Here is a 19072-nt window from a genome sequence, read left to right as displayed (position 1 = left end):
GTGGCGTGGTGGGCGGTGTTCCGTCGTCGAGCGTCAGGTTCTTCTGCTGGACGCTCCACTGGCTGTGGCACAGGCCGCAGTCGGCGCCGACGAAGTTCCGGCCGGCGGTGCTGTCGCCCTTCAGCCGCCACTTGAAGTAGAGAGTCGCCACCCGGCCGAACTCGCCGCCGTTGGTCTGGTCGTAGGTGCCGCCGTGCCCGACGTTCAGGTTGCCCATGAAGGCGGGCAGGCCGGCGGGAAGTTTGCCCCAGTCATCCATCGCGTTCGGGTAGGCGATGTCGCTGGGCCCGCCGACGAAGTACGCGATCGGCTTGGTCAACCTCCGGAGCTGGTAGTCGTCGGCGTCGTTCAGCAGCCCGCTGCTGAAGATGCCGGTCGTGGTGACGCGCGGGTCGTTCGAGACGGCGTACGCCTCCAAGCCTCCGCAGGAGAAACCGGCGACGGCGACCTTGCTCGTGTCGATCTTGTTGTAGTACCTGCTGCCCTGCCGGGAGTTCTCCGCGACGGCCCAGTCGATGGACTGGGTGAGCATCTGGGAGGTGGTGGAGCCGGATCCGTTCGGGGCGCCGTTGGCGATGGCGAGGAAGCCGTGGGAGGCGATCTCGCGGAGGAAGTTGCCCTGGGAGAGGCCGTTGGCCGAGCAGCCGCCGTTGCCCCACACGACGATGGGCAGGCGTTCGGACGGGAGCGTCTGGGGTCGGAAGATGGTGTGATTGGCAAGGGTGGCCGAGGTTTCGTAGTCGGCGGGGTAGGGGCCGGAGCCGCCAATGGCGGCGGACGCCGGTGTCCCGCTGAGCGCCATGATCACGGAGGTGACCGGGACGATGGCGGCCGCCAGGCCCGCGTAGATCTTCGATCGCCTTCTCATTGAACCCTCCAGGAACAGTCACGGTGGAGCTCCCTGGGGTGATGGTTGTGTCATCCGTACCCCGACGAAGGTGGTCGGCGCTGGCCACGGGTCTGGTCGACAGGGGCGCGTCGCGGTCTGGGCGGTGGCCGTGCCCTCGGCCACCACTGCCCGCTCGCCCAGCGCCGGCGACCGCCCGGCCGCGGTCCCCACAGGCGATCCGATGGGAGCTGTGTGCAGTTACTATCACTCTCGTAACGAAAAGTGTCAATGTCTGGGCCGCTCTGACCGGCCGCGACCGGTCAGCCGACCAGTGGCCTGCCGCCGGTCGGCTCCGGGCGCGAGGGGTTCCTCGACGCCTGGAAGTGGGTGATCCACGACGAGGCCTCCGGCCAGTGCGGCGTCGTCACCTCGACCAGACGCGCCTGAGCGAGCGAGCCGAGCATGGTGTGGATGTCCAGGAAGGTCTCCCTGGCCTCCTGGCGAGGCCAGGGCTTCGGTAGCAGATGCGCCGGCAGGTCCGGGTCGACGTCCGCGAACTTCCGCCAGGAGTCCATGGCCGAGGTGCGCGCCACCAGCGCCCGGGCCCCGTCCACCTCCCCGTTGCGCGCGGCCACCCGCAGCTCCGCGTACCGCTGAACGAAGCTCGAGTACGCCGAGGCGAGAGCGGTCAGGTCGTACGCGGCGGCCGGACCGTGTGGCCCGGTCTCCTCGTCGAACCGGGCGTGCAGGACCGACCACCGGGCACCCTCGACGTGGTGCAGCAACGCACGCAGCGCCTCCTTCACCGGCGCGGCGTCAGACCCCGGCCGGATCCACACGCTGTCGTACAGGCCCACGAAGCCCAGTGCGCTCAACGACCTGCGCAACGCATGACGGGACGCCTGGCCGGAACTCGGAAGGGAGAAGGACGCCAGCAGCCACTCGCCGGTCCAGGGCGCCGGGTGGGCGCCGAAGTTCAGGAAGTGCTGCATCCGGGAGCGGTGCTTGGCGATCGCCTGCGGCGTGAGGTGGTAAACCGGCGGCCGTCGGTTCCCCCGCGCGGCGATGAGGCCACGCTTGACCAGCCGGGACAGCGTGGCACGGGCACTGGGCTCGCTGACCCCGAACTCGCGCAGCATCGCGATGACCGCCATCGACGGCAGGTCGGCCTCCGCGGAGTCGAGGTACTCGCCGAGCAGCGTCGTCAGGAGGTGTTGCGGGCTGGACCCGGCCTGGGCCCGGGGGGTTCGGACGTCGTCGGCGGGCTCATGGAACTTCACCTCACCAGATTGCCGCACCGCGACGCGCACGGCCTCGTCACGAGCAGGGCGGGGTAAGGCGCTACCAGGGGCGGACGAGGGCACTATCGTTCTGGCGTGCACATCCGCTTCGACGTCCCCGCCGATCCCGCCTACCCGGGCCGGGCTGCCGCCGCGCTCGGCAACGTCCGGCTACGCAGATTCGGCTATATCGGAGCGTTGCTCACGGCGGTCGGGGCCATCGGCCTCGTCGTCTCGCGGGGGTTCGGGTGGGGCGAGCGGAGTTCACCGTTGTGGACCGCGCTGGTCGTGGCCGGCGTGCTGTCGATGCTGTACCGGCCGTGGGTGCTGGCGCGCGCCCGACGCCGCTCCGGTCGCTACGCCGTCGCGGGCGCCTACGACATCACCGATGACAACATCATGATGCGCAGTGGCTCCGAATCCGCTGGCATCGCCTGGGACGGGGTCGACCAGGTGCGCGACGTCGGAGAGTTCTGGGTCGTTTACGTCGGTCGGATGCCGGCGACCGTGATCCCCCGCTGGCTGATGTCCGCCGAGGATGTCGAGACGTTGCGCGCCCACCTGACCGAACGAGGGCTGCTGCGAGGTCGTTGAGCTGTCACGGGCCACAGCGGAGCAGCCCTTGTCGGCCCGACGACTTACAGGAGGCTGTCATGAGCACCAAGGACCGACCTGCGGGGATCAGCCCCACGGCGGTGGAGTCAGCGCCGGGGCTGTGGCGGATCGACCTGCAACGGCACGACCTCAGCATTCCCGGGCGGGAGGTCATTCAGACCCGGGTGGAGTTCACGCCGGATTCGCCACCGTTCACGCACTTCCACCCGGGGGCGACGGTATCGCTGTCGAACTGGCCACGTACGCCGTCGAAAAGGGGAAACCACTTCTCACCAAGGTGGATTGAGGTGCTCGCGGGCGCTCGCGCCAAAGGCCGCCCGCCACCAGCAAACGCGGGCGTGTCACCCCCCCCGCCTCGTAACACACCGGGGTACGGAGACAGCGGCGGCAGCACGACCCATAAAGTGAACGGATGTCGGTCAAACAGTTTCAAGTGACCTTCGACTGCGCCGATCCCGTGCGCGTCGGTCGTTTCTGGTGTGAGGCGTTGGGGTACGTCCCGCCGCCGCCACCGGAGGGATTCGCCGCCTGGGAGGATGTCGATCGCGAGGCGGGTTCGTGGTTCGCGTGCAGTGATCCCTCGGGGGTGGGTCCGCGACTCTATTTCCAGCGGGTGCCCGAGGGCAAGGTCGTCAAGAACCGGGTGCATCTCGACGTGCGGGTCGGCACCGGGCTCGTGGGCGAAGAGCGCCTGGCCGCTCTTGAGGCCGAGTGTGCGCGACTGGTCCCGCTCGGCGCGGTCCGCGGGCAGCTGTTGCTCGCCGACGGCGAGAACGAGTCGTGCCTCAACATGCAGGACGTCGAGGGCAACGAGTTCTGCCTCGACTGAGTGGGCGACGCCCCCAGCAGGACCGGCTCGCGTTGCCGCGCGTCTGCTGGGCGGGCGGCCGAACCTGGTGGGGGGTCAGGCGGGTGCCTGGCCCCCCACGTTCGGGCTCGGTCAGCCCAGGTACTTCTCCCACGGCCCGGTGATGGCCAGGGTGAGGCCCGGGTCCTGCATGTTGACGAAGAGCACCTTGCCGTCCGCGCTGAAGGTCGGCCCGCAGAACTCCGAGTCGTTGAGCTGGTTGCGGGCGATCGCGTACGTGGGGCCACCCGGGGTCGTGCTGAGCACGTGCGAGGCGCCCGTACCGTCCTCGGCGAGTACGAGGCTGCCCCACGGGGTGACCGTCACGTTGTCCGGGCCGTCGAAGGTGAGGTCGGTGTACTTGACCGCCGCACCCTCCTCGGACTGGGTCTGGTGCGGGAAGTACGTCACCAGCTGGATGGTCTGGTCCCTGTAGTTGTAGAACCACACCATTCCGTCGTGCGGCGCGGCGTCCGCCGGCAGGTCACCCTCGTCCCAGGCGTACGAGTTGACCACGTACACGCCCTCGTCGGTGGCCCACACGCCCTCGAACTTGCGGCCGCGGGTGACCTGGCCGTCGGCGAACTGCTCACGCACCGACGTGGTGCGCGCGTCGCGGTCCGGCACCTCGATCCAGCGGACCGGGAAGGGGCGGCCCAACTGCGCGGAGGTCAGGTATGCGACGTCCGGCAGCACCGAACCGTCATCCATGATGATCTGCATCGCGGCGAGGACACCGGCGTTCGGCGCGAGGCGGGTGAGCACACCGGGGCCCAGCTTGACGCCGTGCGGCGCGGTCCAGCGGTAGAAGAGGCCGTTGGGCGCGTCGGCGTCCTCGGAGAGGTAGATCCGGGTGCGGTCCTTGTCGACGGCCAGGGCCTCGTGGGAGTAGCGGCCCAGGCACTTGATCGGCTTCGGGTCGGCGCTGCCGTCGGCCCACACCTCGAAGACGTAGCCGTGGTCCTTCTGGTAGACGCCGGACCGGCCGTCCTCTTCCCACGTGTCGCCGGCCCGGTCCTCGGTTTCCTCGCAGGTGAGCCAGGTACCCCAGGGGGTCGGCCCGCCGGCGCAGTTGGAGATGGTGCCGGAGAGCGCCACGAACTCACCCAGGTTGCGGCCCGCGAGGTCGGTCTTGATCACGGTGCAACCGCCGGCGTCGACGGCGCCCGCGTCGTAGACCGTCCCCTTGACGTGCGGCACACCGAATTCGGCGCCCGGGTCGATCTCGTGGTTCTGGATCAGGGTGTACCGGCCGTGGCCGGCGTCGTAGACGGCCATGCCGTCGTGGTCCGACGGGGTCACGCCCTGGCCGCGGTCGAGCCGGGTGACGCCGGTCCGGGTGATCACGGTGTAGCTGAAGCCCTTGGGCAGGGCCAGGACACCCTTGGGGTCGTCCACGAGCGGCGGGAAGGGCGCGTTACCGGGCTTCACCGGCGGGTGCGGCCGGGCCGGGCTGGCCTGGGCCAGGGACGGCAGGCCGCCCGCGACGGCAAGGCCGACGCCGGCGGCGGCGCCGCTGGCGAGGAAGGTACGACGTGAGGAAGGCACGTGATCAACTCCTGGTCAAGGCAAGCGCGACGACTGGCAGCCAACTCCTGCGGGCGGACAGCGACACGTCACCCGTGGGAGCGGGCGGTGACATCGGAGTGAAGAGTGAGGGTCGCTCACGCGCCGGCCGGCTTGACCAACCCAGCGACAGGCAGTTGGGCGACGAGATCGCCCGGCTGGAGGCCAGCCGTCAGCAGATCGCGCAACTCGCCGCCGGGGACCGTCTGGCGCTCCCACCGGAGGTGATCACCTATCTCGACCGGCTCCGCGAGATCGACCTCGGTGAGGTGGGGCAGGACGACCTGCCGTTCGACGCGCTGGCCGTCGAGGCCGACCCGCGGTCAGCTCTGCTGGTAGTTGACCGCGGCGAACCCGCACGGCTGGTGCAGGTGCAGGTAGTGGGCGCCCTCGCCGACCTCGTCCAGGTCGGCACCCGCGATCAGGCCCAGGTAGTCCATCGGCTCCCCGCAGCCGGGGCAGTCGGCGTGCTCGGCGTCCTGGATCCAGTCGGGCCGGCCGCCCAGGGTCGAGCCACCCTGATTCCAGGCGCTGGCCTGGTACGGGCTCGCCAGGGCCGGCCCCGGAACCGGGAGCAGCGTCGGCGGGTCCTCCGGTCCGGCGTCACCGCCCAGGTAGCTCGGACGGGTGTTGCCAGCCCACCAGTCGGTGGCGCCGGACGGCGTGACCCGGCTGTACAACGTCGTGTAGCAGGCGCAGAAGTGGCAGGTCTCGATGACCAGGCGGCCGGACCAGCCGGTGTGTGCCAGCGCGGCGCGGATCGTGGGGTCGGTGGTGTCCAGGTCGGCGGCGACCCAGAGGGGTGACGCACACCAGGGGCAGGCGGGTCGGTCGGCCGGCGCGGGCCCGTCCCGCATGACCCACCGGTACGCGAGGTCAGCGCACAGGTCCCGGCGGTTGCCGTCCGGGCCGATCGTCCAACCGCCCTCGACCGCATAGCTCAGCACACCCACGTGCAGGCCGTCCGCACCGGCCGGCGGCCGCGTCGACCAGCGACGCAGGGCGTGCTCGGCGAGCGGATGCGTGCTGTGGGCCAGGATGAGGAGCAGATGGTTGAGCCGGTCCGGCGTCCGCCCGCCGTCGATCTGCTCGATGACCCGGCTGACCACGTCGGCGTTCGCCGCCCGGTACAACGTCGCCGGCCACAGCAGATCGAGGTCGAGCAGGCTCCCATGGTGCGGCGACAGTCTCTGCGGATCGGCCGCACCGATCTCGGTCAACTCCTCGATCGCGTCGTCGTCCTCGCCCGCCGCTCTCCTGATCAGTTCCTCGATCACCAGCGGATGGTAGCCGGGTGGCAGCTGCGCTTCGTCCGCGGTCGATCGGGTCGACCTCTGCCCGTGGGCCACCAGTCTCCGGCGCTCAGCGTCCGGCTGCCGGGGCTGGTTGAGGTCGGCGATCCGTTGACGCATCGGGCGTGGCCCGCCACCATCGGCGGGACGAAAGCGCCGCCAGCCCGGCGCCGGCGGCGTTGAGCAGGACGTCGTCCACCGACGACACCCGGTCCAGCCGCAGGACGTACTGGGCCGTCTCGACCAGGATCGAGCAGCCGGCCGCGAGGGCCAGGATTCGCGGTATCGACGCCAGCGCCGGGAACCGCAGCGGGGCGAAGAAACCCAGGGCCGCGAAGACCAGCAGGTTGCCGACGACCTGGACCGTCGCCGTCAGCGGCCCCCCGTCGGAAAAGATCGTGAGCAGGTCGCGCAGCGGCACCAGGGTCACCCGACCGGCCACCGCGCCGGCCTGGTCACCCGGCAACATGATCATCCATACCCACGGCACCGTGCCGTAGACGATGCCGACGTCGGCCAGCGACGTCCGCCAGGCCGAGGTGGAGCCGGCGGGGCGTCGGCGGCGCGTCAGGGCCCAGACCGCCAGCGCGGCCAACGGCAGCACGACCATCGTGATGAGGACGACGCCGTTGAACGTACCGAACCAGCCGTGCCAACCCCTGACCATGCGACCCCCGCTCTTCGCCCGGCCCCGAAACCTACCCGGCGCAGGTGCCAGGCGTTCGCCTGTTTGTGACACCCGTGGGTCGGGCACCACACCAGCGTGGCGAGTGACGGAGTCCCGCAGATCCTGGTGATTCAGGGAGCCGGTGCCGGCGTACACGACGAATGGGACAACAAGCTGGTCGACAGCTTGCGCCGTGCGCTCGGGGACGGGTACGAGATCCGCTATCCGCTGATGCCCGACGAGGCCGACCCGAGCTACGCCACCTGGAGCGCGGCCATCCGGCGGGAGCTCGCGGCCCTGGCCGACGGGGCGGTCGTCGTGGGCCACTCGGTGGGCGGGACGATCCTCGTCCAGACGCTCGCCGAGCAGCCACCGGAGCGGGCGCTCGGCGCGATCGTGCTGATCGCCGCCCCGTTTGTCGGCACCGGGGGCTGGGCCGGCGACGAGTTCGAGTTTCCGCCCGACCTCGGCGCGAGGCTGTCGCGCGGGGTGCCGGTGCACGTGTTCCACGGCCTCCGGGACGACACGGTGCCACCGTCACACGCCGATCGGTACGCGGCGGTCATTCCCCAGGCGCATCTGCACCAGCTGTCGGAACGCGATCACCAGCTGAACGATGACCTGCGCGAGGTGGCGGCGGTGATCCGGCGCGATCCGGCGACCGTAGCGGACCGGGTTCTGCCGCGGTCGCCGCTTGTCTGACCCAAAGCTGGTGCTCAGCACATCACGGGTCCATCGGGGGTAGCAACCGCACCTCGGGCTTGTGGCGGCGGGCGAGGTGATTGATGCCAGTAATGGTGGTAGCGATCACCGTGATGAGGATTGCCAGTGGTAGCGGCTGACCGTCGAAGTGCCGCATCGCCGTGTTGACGAGAAGCGGGTCGGGGATGAGCCATCCGGCCAGGAAGCCGGTGAGTCCGACGCCGACGATGACGGCGGGCCGGTGGCGGCGGACCACGAAGGCGGCGACGACAGCGGCGGTGGCGGCGGCGAGGATCCCAAGGACCGTCGGCACGGCGTCGAGAACGTAGACGCCGTGGCGTCCCCATTCTCCGGTGCCTTTCCAGGCGAGGATCCCGAGCGGGACGAGGGCCCACCAGAACAGGCGCGGCCGGGGTGCGGTCCACCGCTCGCGGCCGGCGATCACGAGCAGGACGAGGATCGAGGCCGGTACGGCGAATGCGAAGAGCTGTTGGCCGAGGTTGGTGCCCATGCCGGCGCCGTTGAAGCCATCGATGACGAACCAACCGACGGTGGCCGTCAGGAATATTGCCTGCAGGGTGAGGGCGGTCCGGGCCGCGCCGCACAGCCAGGCGATCAGCGGTGCGAGGGGCAGCAGGCCGAGAACGACTATCTGCGGCCAGCTAGCGATGATGGTCGGCATGTCGGTGGCGAGGACGGCGCCGGTGAACAGGTCCAGCGTCTGACCGGCGGGCTGGGTGCCGGCGGCGACGAGAAGGGCACTGAGGCCGGTGGTGAGGGCTGTGGTGGTGACGGGCGTGGTGAGTCTCAGTCGGATCGCCAGGGCGATGATGTTCAGGGTCTCGTGCCGGCTCGGGTGTCGGCGGCCGTGGTCGAGGTCCAGCAGCAGTCCGAGCAGTTCCTCGCCGCGGGCGGTGCGGTGCGCGGCTGGCAGCAGGCGCAGCAGCCGTCGATATCGCCGCTCCAGAGTGCTCATGCCCGGGCTCATCCGATGGTCCCAAGACGCGGAGCGTTGCGGGCGGCACGTTTGTTGAGGCGCTCCTCGGCGAGCCGGACCGCGTCGGCCATCCGCCTGCTTTCAGCGCGGATGGCGTCCGCACCTGCGTCGGTCAGTTTGTAGAAACGGCGCAGCCGACCCTTCTCCACCTCGTCGTGGTCGGGGGCGATGAGCCCTTGGGCGACGAGGCGGTCAAGGGCTCCGTAGAGGGTGCCGGCGCGTAACCGGATCCTGCCGTCGGTCATCTGGTCGACCTCCGTCACCACTGCGTAGCCGTGCCGGGGTTGGTCGGCGAGGGCGGAGAGGATCAGGAACGTCTGCTCACTGATGTCCATGGACGATATATATCGCACCGCGATGCATGAAGCAACGATGTCCCGGCGTGGCGGGGCGTCATCGGTGTGAGACGTCGCCGGTCGTGCCGCCCCCGATCGGCTCACGGGGGCGGCACGACCGTTCGATCGTGCGTGGGGTCAGCCGCGGGTGGACCACTGCTGGTTGGTGCCCCCGTTGCAGGCCCAGAGGATGAGCTTGGTGCCGTTGGCGGTGGCGGCGCCGTTGGCGTCCAGGCAGAGCCCGGACTGGACGCCGGTGACGGTGCCGTTGGAGTTGAGGTTCCACTGCTGGTTGGTGCCGCCGTGGCAGTCCCAGATGATGGCCTGGGTGCCGTTGGTGGTGCCCTGACCGTTGGCGTCGAGACACTTGTTGCCGTACACCTGGAGTTGTTTGGCGGCGGTGTAGGTCCAGCGCTGCGCGGTGCTGTTGCTGATGCAGTCCCAGAGTTGGACCTGGGTGCCGTTGGTGGTGGTGCCGTTCGGTACGTCGACGCAGCGGCCGGACTGGCCGCCGACGACCTGGACATTCTGCGACGGGTTGCTGCCTCCGGCCGGTGCGTAGGCGGCGGCGTTGATGTTGGCCTGGACGGCGTTCTCGGTGGCCGCCGTCGGGTAACCGGAGGTCAGTACGCCCTCGAAGAAGGTGCCGCGACCGGTGATGCTGTTGTCACCGCCGATGCCGAGCAGGATGGCCCCTTCCTTCTTCATCGGGTGGTAGCCGTTGGGGCGTGGCCCGTCGAAGTAGGTCGTCAGGCTGCCCGACTGGGCGTTTCCGCCCCGGATCGCCCAGTGGTTCGGCTCGCCCTTGACCATCGCCGTGACGAAGCGGTGGTTGATGGACGCGATGTTGTTGTAGCCCGCGTTCACACCGGAGAACAGCCCCCACTCCAGGTCAGCCATGATCCAGGGGCCGGCCCCCGCGCCGTAGCCCCACTGCTTGTTGGCGCCGAAGTAGACGGTCTCCATGATGGCGCGTTCGTCGGCGAGGCTGTTGGTCTGGGCGTTGCCGTAGTCGAAGCAGCACCACTGGTTGTAGTGCGTGCCGTCGACGACCGCGTAGATGCCCTCGGGCTGGTCGCCGGTCGCGACACCGTTGGTGTTGTTGTTGCGGTAGCCGGTGCCGGGGGCGATGTAGACGCCGTACGCCTTCTGGCCGCCGACGGTGACCGGCGCCGCCTTCGCGTCGGCGAGGTTGTCCCAACCGCCGGGCGCGGGGCCGGCGAAGCCGCCGGGCGGCGCCTGGGTGAGCCGGTTGTTGCGGCCGGACTGGTCGTAGATGATCGTGATGACGCAGTTGGTGTTGGCGCAGAACGAGTCCTGGGTGGCGGCGTTGGCGTAGCCACCCTCGCTGAGCACGCCGACGTCGCGCGTGGTGTTGTCCGACGATCGTCGGACCTGGTAAAGCGGGCCGTTGTACGCGCCATACAGTGCGCGGGTGGTGCTGTGCGCGGCCACGCACGGCGTGCCGCCGGAGGCGTAGATGTCACATGGGCCAGTGCCGGCGGCATGGGCGACGCCCGGAGCGTCCGAGACCACATAGACGCCAGCGGTGACGGTCAGGGCCAGCAGCGTCGCTGCGGCGGCCATCAGGCGGCCCAGCTTTCTCTTCACATTCATCGGATCCTTTCCAGTGGGGGATGGGGTGTGGCGGTGGAATTGACGTCACACGTCATACCTGTGACATTAATAGCCGTCCATCTATTAGCGCTAGTTGGCACGCGTTGGTCATCGATCGATGAGCCTGAGGACGGATATGCTGGTCGGCGGAGCAAGGTGCGTCCCCGTGTCGGGGCAAGAATCGATTCGAGGGCGATTGATGAACATCGGGGAGATCGCTCGTCGGGCGGGGGTGTCCCGCAGCACCGTCTCCTACGTGCTCAGCGGGAAACGCAGCGTCTCGGAGGGAACCCGGCAACGAATCCAGTCGGTCATCGACGAGCTGAACTACCGGCCGAACGCCAGCGCCCGTGCGCTGAAAGAGGGGCGCACCCGCACCCTCGGGCTGGTCATCCCGCCGGCAAGCCAACGATTGACCGACATGCAGCTGGGCTTCGTCGCCAGCGTCGTCGAGGCGGCCGCCCGCCACGACCTCGATGTGCTGCTGTCCCCCTCCGGTGGCGACCATGACCGGTCCTTCGAACGGATCGTCACCGGGCGTCGGGTGGACGGCGTGATCCTGATGGAGATCCGGTTGGCGGACGACCGGGTTACCCGGTTGACCAACGCCGGGCTGCCGTTCGTCACGATCGGTCGCACCGCCGAGCCGCACGGGATGAGCTGGATCGACATCGACTACGCCGGGCTGATCGCCCGGTGCGTGCAGCACCTGGCCGACCTCGGGCACCGGCAGGTGGCACTCGTGAACCGTTCCGCGGAGTTGGTGGCCGCCGGATACGGCCCCAGCCATCGCGCGCTGGACGGCTTTCGAACGGCGGCGCTGGAGCGGGGGTTGACCGGCGTGGAGGTCTGCAGCGGCGACGACACCGCCTCCGGCGAGGCGTGCATGGAGCAGCTGCTCGCGACGCACCCGGAGGTCACGGCGGTGGCCACCATCAACGAGGCCGCACTGCCCGGGATGCAGCGCGCGCTGACCGGCGCCGGGTTGTCAGTGCCACGCGACTTCTCCGTCACCGGAGTCGCCGCGCAGCACTGGGCGGAAGACTTCCGCCCCCCGCTGACCGCCGCCGATGTGCCGATGGTCGAGATGGGCGCCGAGGCGGTGGCCCTCTTGCTGGAGATCATCGGGGCTCCCGACGCCGTGCCGCGACACCGCCTGTACAGCCCGCCCATCTCGTTGCGTTCCAGCACCGGTCCGGTCCGGGCCCACTGATCCGGGCCGGCTACCCGCCCCTGACCCGCCGTTCCTCCGAAGCGGCGGCGAGGATGAGATAGCTGCTGGCCGTCCAGGTGTACGCGCGGTCCCGAAGCCCGGTGCCGGTCTCGGCGTCGAAGTTCTCCGCGAAGCCGGACTTCTCGCACAACGCGAGAAATCGTCGACTGACCTCATCGGCGAGCCTGGTCTGCCCGGCCCGGCGCAGGCCGTCCTCCACCAGCACGGTGGAGGGTGCCCAGATCGGGCCCCGCCAGTAGCCGTCGGCGAGGTAGTGGGCCGAGTCCGTGGGCTCGGTGGCCAGCCCGTGCGTGGTCAGGTGGGCTTCGACGCCTCGCGCCAGCGCGGCGGCGACCGGGCCCGGCAGGTCGGCACCGAGTGCGACGGGCATCAGGTCGAGCAGACTGCGGCTGCTCCGCCGGTGCCCGGTGTGGGGGTCACGGGCGCAGAAGCGCTCGCCGTCCCACAGGTCGCGCAGCATGGCCCGGTGGATCCGGTCAGCCTCCCGGGACCAGCGGGTCGCCGGCTCACCCAGCTCGGTGGCGAGGTCGGCGAGACAGCGGAGTTGCGAGACCAGGAACGCGGCGAGGTCGGCCGTCTCAAGGACCCGGTTGTCGTCGAAGGTGGTGGCGTTGTCCCAGCCGCTGTCGTTGCCGTGCTGGTAGTGCGGCAGGTCGTGGCCGCGTGCGCGCCGCGCGTCGAGCCAGAACCCGGTCCAGCGGGCAAGCCGGTCGTAGGTCTGCGCCAGTGCCGCCCGGCTGGGCGGCTGGGGAAGGCGTCGGCGCAGGTGACGGAGGGCCCAGCCGTGGATGGGCGGCTTGACGTAGTTGTGCAGGACCTCGGAGTGGGTGACCGAGTCGGGGAGGGCGCCGGCCTCGTCCTGGTGGTCGAAGGGCAGCTGGAACTGGTGCCAGGCCAGCTCCGGCTCGCCTTCCGCCAGGGCGATCGCGTTGAAACAGTGGTCCCAGCTCCACACCTTGTCCATCCAGTGCTTGGACATCAGGACGGCCGGTCGGGTGACGAAGCCCGCCGGTGCGACAGTGGCCGACCACAGGACGTACGCGGCCAGATCGGCGGCCGGGGTCTCCGCACCACGCCACGGCGCGATCGCGTCGACGAACGCGGTGAACTCCGCGATCCGGTCCCGGCACAACTGCTCGAACGTGACGGATCCGGAGTACGGGCGGCGAGCAGTGGCGTACTCCTCGATCGCGATCTCCCAGGGCTGGTCGCCGGGCAGGTCCAGGGACCGGTCGGCGGTGCGCAGCGCCTGCACGCCGTCGGTCCGCAGCAGAGCGCCGGAGAGCACCGTGACCCGGTAGCGGCGACCGGTCTCGTACGAGGTGAAGACGTGTGATCCGTCGACCGGGTCGGCGTACAGGTAGGTGCCGCTGAACGGGGTGAGGGTGTGCGCGGCCGCGGCCACCCGCAGGCCGAGCCGGTGTCCCCGGATCCGCAGGGTGTCCGGCCCGTCGTAGACGGCCTCGATCCGGTCGGCACCGTCGCGCCAGGTCAGCACGGCGGGTGTGGCGACGACGGTGGTCCCGGCGACCGTGGGGGTGAGCCGCAGTACGGGGTGCAGCCCGGTCTGGTGGGAGACCAGGTGCAGATCGTCGGCGTACGTCTTCTCGGCTACCACCGGGGAGATGTTGAACCAGGATCCTCGGTAGCTGAACGGGATGTCCTGGATTCCGAACTCCGGACCGGACGGGGCGACGGTCATGGGTGGCGGGTGCCTTTCTGTGGTGCGGGTGGTCATCCTCGACCGCCGCGGATGGTCAGTCCTTGACGGCGCCGGCGGTCACGCCCATCGAGACGTAGCGCTGGGCCAGGATCAGCAGCACGGCGGCGGGGATCGAGGCGACGACGGCGGTGGCCATGATGGCGTTCCACTGCTGGTTGTTGTTGCCGATGTAGTGGTAGATGCCGAGGGTGATCGGCTGGTGGTCGCCGCCGCCGGCCAGGGTCGAGGCGAAGATGAAGTCCGACCAGGACCACAGGAACGCGAAGAGCGACACAGTGACGATCGAGTTGCGGCTGACCGGCAGCACTACCGACCAGAAGGTCCGCAGCCGACCGGCGCCGTCGACCACGGCGGCCTGCAACAGTTCGTCGGGGATGCCGGACATGAAGGCGGTGAAGATCAGGACGCCGAACGGCACCGCGAGCGTGGTGTCGGCCAGGATCAGGCCGGGCAGCGTGTTCAGGACGCCGAGAGTGAGGAAGATGGCGTAGAAGCCCATCGCCATGATGATTCCCGGGATCATCTGCGCGATCAGCAGCACGAAGCTCAGCGCCGGCCCGCCGGGTGGCCGGAGCTTCGCCAGCGCGTAGCCGGCGGGGGCGGCCAGTGCCACGGTCAGCGCCACCGTGCCGAGGCCGACCAGGAAGCTGGTGCCGAGGTACGGCAGTTGCTGGTCGAGCACCGCCCGGTAGCCGTCCAGGGTGCCGTTGGTGGGAAACAGGTGCGGGGGTGTGGCCCGCATGTCCTGGTCCCGGGTGAAGGACACGTTGATCATCCAGTAGACGGGGAACAGCATCAGCCCGGTCAGCACCAGGCCGATGCCGGTCTTCCACCAGGCCCGAGGCGTCGAGGTGGTCATCGCAGCTGCTGCCTCCGCTCGATCCGGATGTAGACGAGGCCGGCGATCAGAGCCAGCACGATGAGCAGGTTGCCGATGGCCGCGCCCGGGCCGAACTCGGGCAGCAGGTTGCCGAAGCCGAGCCGGTACGACCAGGTGGCGAGGGTGGCGGAGGAGCTGGTCGGACCACCCCTGGTCATGATCCAGATGATGTCGAAGACCTTCAGCGTGTAGATCAACCCCAGCAGCAGCGTGATCGCGGAGACGGGACGCAGCAGCGGGAAGGTGATGCCCCAGAACCGTTGCCACCCTGTCGCGCCGTCGAGCGCAGACGCCTCGTACATCTCTGCCGGGATCGCCTGCAGGCCGCTGTAGAGCACCACCAGGTTGAACGGGATGCCGATCCAGACGTTCGCGATGATCACCGAAGTGAGCGACCAGCCCGGCGAGGTGAGCCAGTTGACCGGGTCGACCCTGACGACGCCGAGCGCCGCGTTGACCAGCCCCGAGTCGCTGTTGAGCAGCCACGACCAGGTCGACGCGGAGACGATCAATGGCAACAGCCACGGTACGAGGATCAGCGCCCGCAGCGTGCGTGACAGCGGGAAGTGCTGGTGGAAGAAGAGAGCCAGCGCCATGCCGATGGTGAACTGGAAGGCGAGCGAGGCCACGGTGAAGACCACTGTGTGCGTCAGCGTCGGCCAGAATGCCGGGTCGGCCAGGACCGTCCGGTAGTTGTCGAGGCCGGCGAAGGGCGCCCCGCCCTGCACGAACGAGCGGACGGTGTACTCCCGCAGGCTCAACTCGACGTTGCGGTAGAGCGGGTAGGCGTAGAAGGCCGCCAGGTAGATGGTCACGGGTGCCAGGAAGCCCCACGCCAACCATCGGTTGGGCCGGCGGGCACGGGACGGGGGAGGCCCGGGTGGGGCGGCGGACGCCGCCCCACCCTGGTCTCGTACGGCAGCGGAGGTCTCTGTCGTGGAGCGCATCGTGTCGGTTCGGATCGCTTACCGGGTCGTGGCCGCGGCCTGCGCGGCGGTCAGCGCCTCCTGTGGCGACTTCCCACCGCTGAGTGCCGACTGCACAGCGGTCCACAGGGATTCGGAGATCTTCGGGTACTTCGTGCCGAGGTTGTCGCCGGTGCGGCCCTTGGCTGCCCGGACCGCCTCCACCCAGACCTTGAGCTTCGGGTCCGCGGTCGCCTGTCGCTCCTGTACGGCGGCGACGGGCGCGACGTAGGAGAGTGTGGTGTCCGTGGTGAGGAGGTTGTCGGCGCTGGTCAGACACGTGACGAGCTTCTGCGACGTCTCGTACCGGCCGGTGTTCTTCTGCACCGGGATGGAGACGAACTCACCGCCGGTGGGCGCCGGGGCCGGGCCGCCCGCGCTGGCCGGAATCGGGATCGTGCCGTACGAGAAGTCGAGCTTCTCCGCGTTGGCCAACTGCCAGGTGCCGTTCTCGGCGAACGCGTAGTCGCCGGTGGCGAACTCCTGCCAGCTCGTGGTCTGGGTGTTGTTGATGACGGAGTTCGGGGCGTGGCCCTGCTTGAGCCAGTCGGTCCAGAGCGTCAGCGCGGACACCGCCTGCGGCGAGTCCAGGCTGGTCAGTTGGGCGCCCGACCCCCAGAACCAGGGCAGGAACTGGAAGCTGCCCTCCTCGGTGCCGATCGCGGAGAAGGTGATGCCCTTCTTTCCCTTCGCCTTGACCTTGGTCAGTGCCGTGGTCAGTGACGTCCAGTCGTTGACGGTGGCGGGGTCGACGCCGGCGGCGGTGAGCAGATCCTTGTTGTAGTAGAGGGCGAGGGTGTTCGCCCCGATCGGCACCCCGTAGGTCTTGCCGTCGCTCTGACCGGCGCCGAGCAGGTTCTTCTCCATGGCCGAGACGTCCAGCTTGTTGTCGTCGGTGGTGGTGAGCGCACCGGCCTCGGCCAGAGTCGAGATGACCGGGTTGTCAACGATCAGCACGTCCGGCGAGTTTCCCTGCTGGGCGGCGAGCAGCGCCTTGTTGGTCAGGTCGGTGGTGTCGTAGCCGGTTCGCTCGACCGTCACCCCCGCGGAGGTGCCGCACTTCTTGAGCAGCGCCACCCACTCGGAGTCGTCGGCGAACTGGGGATACGGATCCCAGACGAGGTAGGCGCCGCCGTCGGTGGGGTCGTCGGCGGACGACGAGCAGGCACTGCCTGTTACTGCGGCGAGAGCTATTACGGCGACGGCGGCCAGGCGCCGCCGACGACTGAGTCCGGTCATCTGGTGCCTCACTTCAAATCGATCGTCAGGTGGGGTGTGTGGGTTGATCGTCGCGGGCTGGGTCAGTCCAACCATGAGGCGAATCGATTCGACGAATCGGTTCGCCCGAAGATAGGTCTGGCCATGGCCGGGGGTCAAGAGCTAGTCGGCCGCTCCGAGGGGATCGCTGGGCAACACGCCCGTCATCGGGTCGTCACTTCATTGACACCGTTCACTTCGCGGTCCTACGATCCGTGCGAATCGATTCGCAAGTGCTGCCCTCCGGAGAGCGTCCCCCGCGCCCCACCAAGGAGCCGCCCGTGAAAACCCCGTCCCGCAGCAGGTCAGGACGAGCCCGCGTGTTCGCGGCCCGACTCGTCGTTGGCCTGCTCGCCGCCGCTGCCGCCGTCACCGTCGTCTCGTCCCCCGCGCAGGCCGCAGACGAGTCGATCAGCGTCAACTTCTCCGCCACCAGCGGTGCGCCGACCTACCGCGCATCCGGCTGGATCTACGGCATGACCGAGAACGCCAGCGGTCCCGCCGACCACTTCTACCGGGACGTCAAGTTCCAGTACATGCGCGCCGGCGGCGCGCAGCTTCCCGGGAGTGGCTGGGTCGGCGGAACCTACGACCGTCGCTGGAACTCCACCCTCGCCCAGGCACGTCGCACCACCGCCCTCGGCGGGAAGTTCATCATCCTGCCGCACGACCTGTGGGGCGCCGACGGTGCCGGAATCTCCCGCTTCCCCGGTGACAACGGCAACTGGACCGACTACGACAACTTCCTGACCCGCCTGATCAACGACGTCCGGGCGTCCGGGCTGTCGGTGCAGTGGGACATCTGGAACGAGCCCAACATCACGATCTTCTGGAACCGGCCGATCTCCCAGTACCTCGAACTGTGGCGTCGGACCTACCAGCGCATCCGGGCGGAGTTCCCCAGCCAGCTCATCGTCGGCCCGAGCTGCGCCTGCGTACCGTCGACCACGCACGCCTTCTGGAACCAGTACCTGGACTTCGTCCGCTCGACCAACACCGTGCCGGACATCATCAGCTGGCACTCGCTGCCCGGTGACCCGGTCGCGAACGTCAACGCCGCCAACGCCACCCTCGACCCGCGCGGTATCGCCCACCCGCGTCCGTACCAGATCAACGAGTACGGCGCGCCCGACGAGCAGAACCCGGCCGACGGCGCCTGGTACATCGCGCGTCTGGAGCGGGCCCGCGCCGACGGCCTGCGGGCGAACTGGGCCAGCGGCGGCAGCCTGCACAACGACCTCGGCAACCTGTTGATCCGTAACTCGGCCGGCCAGCACCAGCCCAAGGGGGAGTGGTGGAACTACCGCTTCTACGCCTCCCAGGTCGGGGAGATCGTCGCGGTGACCCCCAGCCAGTCGTACGACGCGTACGCCACGAAGACGGCAGGGGTGGCGAAGGTCCTCATCGGCGGTGGTCGTACCACCGGGAACCTGACCGTCAACCTGCAACGGCTGGACACCACCAGCGGCATCGTGCAGAACAACCAGGTCCGGGTCGTCACCCAACGCATCCCGCACAACGGCGGCGGCGCCGTGGCTGGGCCGATCACGGTCTCGAACAGCGTGGTCGCGGTGTCCAACAACAACGCCACCGTGACTCTGCCGTATGGCAACCAGACCGACACCTACGCGGTCACACTGCTGCCCCCCTCGGACGGTGGGTTCCAGTCGGTGGCGGTGGCCCAGCACTCCCAGCAGTGCCTGAACAATGCCGGCCTGAGCACCGCCGACGGCAACGTTCAGCAGCAGAACTACTGCGACGGTGGTGACCAGCAGCTCTGGAACTTCCGGCCGGTGGCCGGCGTGGCCAACACCTACACCGTGGTCAACCAGCAGAGCGGCAAGTGCCTCGACGTCAGCGGCGTGTCCACCGCCGACGGCGCGGCGGTGCACCAGTGGACCTGCCTGAACGGCCTCAACCAGCAGTTCACGTTGCGCAAGGTGACCTACGGGGGCAACGACTCGCACGACTACCAGCTCATCGCTCGGCACAGTGGCAAGTGTGTCGATGTCAATGCGGTCTCCACCGCGGCCGGCGCGCAGGTCCACCAGTGGCCCTGCCGGGCGGCCAACCAGGGCAGCCCGTTGAACCAGACGTGGCGGCTCCTGGGGCGGTAGGTGTCCCGGGGGAGGTGATGCGCTGGCCGTCCGCCGAACGGCCAGCGCATCGCCCCGCGCCCGCATTCATTGACATGAATAAAACAAAGGTCATACGATTCGCTGCGAATCGATTCGCCCCCGCCACCACCCCCCGTGGCGCATCGACC

Annotated in this window: 17 protein-coding genes; 5 read left to right on the top strand and 12 right to left on the bottom strand. The window is 69.3% G+C overall.

Going from position 1 to position 19072, the window contains the following annotated elements:
* Positions 1-868 (bottom strand): poly(ethylene terephthalate) hydrolase family protein (locus tag DLJ59_RS28915; protein WP_124776462.1); only part of this gene is annotated, 868 nt, incomplete at its 3' end.
* A gap of 281 nt (positions 869-1149) precedes the next feature.
* A complete protein-coding gene (locus DLJ59_RS28910) occupies positions 1150-2109 on the bottom strand; it encodes a PaaX family transcriptional regulator (RefSeq protein ID WP_124776460.1) in 960 nt (319 codons plus the stop codon).
* Between the two features lie 96 nt (positions 2110-2205).
* Between DLJ59_RS28910 and DLJ59_RS28905 the strand changes: the two genes are divergently transcribed.
* Both DLJ59_RS28905 and DLJ59_RS28895 read left to right on the top strand, forming a co-directional pair.
* The gene (locus DLJ59_RS28905; RefSeq protein ID WP_124776458.1) at positions 2206-2703 is read left to right on the top strand and encodes a YcxB family protein; all 498 of its coding nucleotides are present in this window, start codon (positions 2206-2208) and stop codon (positions 2701-2703) included.
* 433 nt (positions 2704-3136) lie between these two features.
* On the top strand, positions 3137-3553 hold the full coding sequence (locus DLJ59_RS28895) for a VOC family protein (protein WP_124776456.1): 417 nt from the start codon (positions 3137-3139) through the stop codon (positions 3551-3553).
* Positions 3554-3664: 111 nt separating this feature from the next.
* Here DLJ59_RS28895 and DLJ59_RS28890 read toward each other — a convergent pair whose 3' ends face one another.
* From DLJ59_RS28890 to DLJ59_RS28875, 3 genes are all read right to left on the bottom strand, one after another.
* On the bottom strand, positions 3665-5119 hold the full coding sequence (locus DLJ59_RS28890; protein ID WP_124776454.1) for an alkaline phosphatase PhoX: 1455 nt from the start codon (positions 5117-5119) through the stop codon (positions 3665-3667).
* 341 nt (positions 5120-5460) lie between these two features.
* The gene (locus DLJ59_RS28880) at positions 5461-6414 is read right to left on the bottom strand and encodes a hypothetical protein (RefSeq protein ID WP_124776452.1); all 954 of its coding nucleotides are present in this window, start codon (positions 6412-6414) and stop codon (positions 5461-5463) included.
* Positions 6415-6499: 85 nt separating this feature from the next.
* Complete coding sequence (locus DLJ59_RS28875) at positions 6500-7096, bottom strand: VanZ family protein (RefSeq protein WP_124776450.1); 597 nt, start codon at positions 7094-7096, stop codon at positions 6500-6502.
* 96 nt (positions 7097-7192) lie between these two features.
* On the opposite strand from DLJ59_RS28875, the gene DLJ59_RS28870 reads away from it, so the two are divergent.
* Positions 7193-7798: an alpha/beta fold hydrolase gene (locus DLJ59_RS28870; RefSeq protein ID WP_124776448.1), complete on the top strand. Its 606-nt coding sequence runs from the start codon at positions 7193-7195 to the stop codon at positions 7796-7798.
* Between the two features lie 22 nt (positions 7799-7820).
* On the opposite strand, the gene DLJ59_RS28865 is transcribed toward DLJ59_RS28870, so the two are convergent.
* The 3 genes from DLJ59_RS28865 to DLJ59_RS28855 form a co-directional block, all read right to left on the bottom strand.
* Positions 7821-8774 (bottom strand): hypothetical protein, encoded by a 954-nt coding sequence (locus tag DLJ59_RS28865; RefSeq protein ID WP_124776446.1) that lies wholly within the window; start codon positions 8772-8774, stop codon positions 7821-7823.
* 8 nt (positions 8775-8782) lie between these two features.
* The gene (locus DLJ59_RS28860; protein ID WP_124776444.1) at positions 8783-9130 is read right to left on the bottom strand and encodes a PadR family transcriptional regulator; all 348 of its coding nucleotides are present in this window, start codon (positions 9128-9130) and stop codon (positions 8783-8785) included.
* A gap of 138 nt (positions 9131-9268) precedes the next feature.
* The gene (locus DLJ59_RS28855) at positions 9269-10747 is read right to left on the bottom strand and encodes an arabinofuranosidase catalytic domain-containing protein (protein WP_124776442.1); all 1479 of its coding nucleotides are present in this window, start codon (positions 10745-10747) and stop codon (positions 9269-9271) included.
* A gap of 199 nt (positions 10748-10946) precedes the next feature.
* Here DLJ59_RS28855 and DLJ59_RS28850 point away from each other — a divergent pair, with 199 nt between their 5' ends.
* Complete coding sequence (locus DLJ59_RS28850; protein WP_124776440.1) at positions 10947-11960, top strand: LacI family DNA-binding transcriptional regulator; 1014 nt, start codon at positions 10947-10949, stop codon at positions 11958-11960.
* 10 nt (positions 11961-11970) lie between these two features.
* Here the strand turns inward: DLJ59_RS28850 and DLJ59_RS28845 are convergent, their stop codons facing one another.
* The 4 genes from DLJ59_RS28845 to DLJ59_RS28830 all read right to left on the bottom strand — a co-directional run bounded on the left by DLJ59_RS28845 (position 11971) and on the right by DLJ59_RS28830 (position 16788).
* Positions 11971-13683, bottom strand: coding sequence for an amylo-alpha-1,6-glucosidase (locus DLJ59_RS28845; RefSeq protein ID WP_124776438.1), 1713 nt, complete (start codon positions 13681-13683; stop codon positions 11971-11973).
* Positions 13684-13738: 55 nt separating this feature from the next.
* Positions 13739-14563 (bottom strand): carbohydrate ABC transporter permease, encoded by an 825-nt coding sequence (locus tag DLJ59_RS28840; RefSeq protein WP_124776436.1) that lies wholly within the window; start codon positions 14561-14563, stop codon positions 13739-13741.
* A complete protein-coding gene (locus DLJ59_RS28835; protein ID WP_244236287.1) occupies positions 14560-15399 on the bottom strand; it encodes a carbohydrate ABC transporter permease in 840 nt (279 codons plus the stop codon). Before DLJ59_RS28835 ends, DLJ59_RS28840 begins: the two co-directional genes overlap by 4 nt.
* A 150-nt stretch (positions 15400-15549) precedes the next feature.
* Complete coding sequence (locus tag DLJ59_RS28830) at positions 15550-16788, bottom strand: sugar ABC transporter substrate-binding protein (protein ID WP_124776434.1); 1239 nt, start codon at positions 16786-16788, stop codon at positions 15550-15552.
* Between the two features lie 299 nt (positions 16789-17087).
* On the opposite strand from DLJ59_RS28830, the gene DLJ59_RS28825 reads away from it, so the two are divergent.
* On the top strand, positions 17088-18923 hold the full coding sequence (locus DLJ59_RS28825; protein ID WP_124776432.1) for an RICIN domain-containing protein: 1836 nt from the start codon (positions 17088-17090) through the stop codon (positions 18921-18923).
* The last annotated feature ends 149 nt before the right edge of the window (positions 18924-19072 follow it).

Source organism: Micromonospora inaquosa, assembly GCF_003857055.1.
Classification (GTDB): Bacteria; Actinomycetota; Actinomycetes; order Mycobacteriales; family Micromonosporaceae; genus Micromonospora; species Micromonospora inaquosa.
The sequence above is the reverse complement of the archived record's forward strand: the minus strand, read 5'-3'. Positions and strand labels throughout refer to the sequence as shown.